Raw genomic sequence first — 500 nt, forward strand, 5'->3', positions numbered from 1 at the left:
GCCGTTTTCGTCCACGCTCGGGGTGGCGCTCAGGGTCACGGTGGTGGTGTCGTTGACGTCGGTGACCGTGGTGGTCACCGGGGTCTTCACCGGGTTGATCGCTTCGAGATTGCCGCCGTCGGCCGATTTAATCGACTCGGTGACCGTGGTCGGGCCTTTGTAGACGTCGTTGCCGACGGTTACTGGCAGGGAGCCGGAACTCTGGCCGACGGCAATGGTGATCACCTTGCCGCTGTCGAGGGTCACGGTGACCGGACCGTTCTGCGCGGTGACCGGTTGGCCCTGAGCATCGGTCAGGGTGGCGGTGTAGGTGATGGTGCCGTTTTCGTCCACGCTCGGGGTGGCGCTCAGGGTCACGGTGGTGGTGTCGTTGACGTCGGTGACCGTGGTGGTGACTGGTGTGGTGTTGGGCGACACCTGTTCCAGGTTGCCGCCGTCGGCCGATTTAATCGACTCGGTGACCGTGGTCGGGCCTTTATAAACGTCGTTGCCGACGGTTA

General features: G+C 63.6%; 1 protein-coding gene. It reads right to left on the reverse strand.

What is annotated here, in order from left to right; genetic code table 11:
- The coding region (locus PMI28_RS12075; RefSeq protein WP_007987978.1) for an immunoglobulin-like domain-containing protein at window positions 1-500 on the reverse strand (500 nt) is incomplete at both ends.

Origin of the sequence: Pseudomonas sp. GM48, from assembly GCF_000282335.1 — a bacterium.
Lineage (GTDB): Bacteria > Pseudomonadota > Gammaproteobacteria > Pseudomonadales > Pseudomonadaceae > Aquipseudomonas.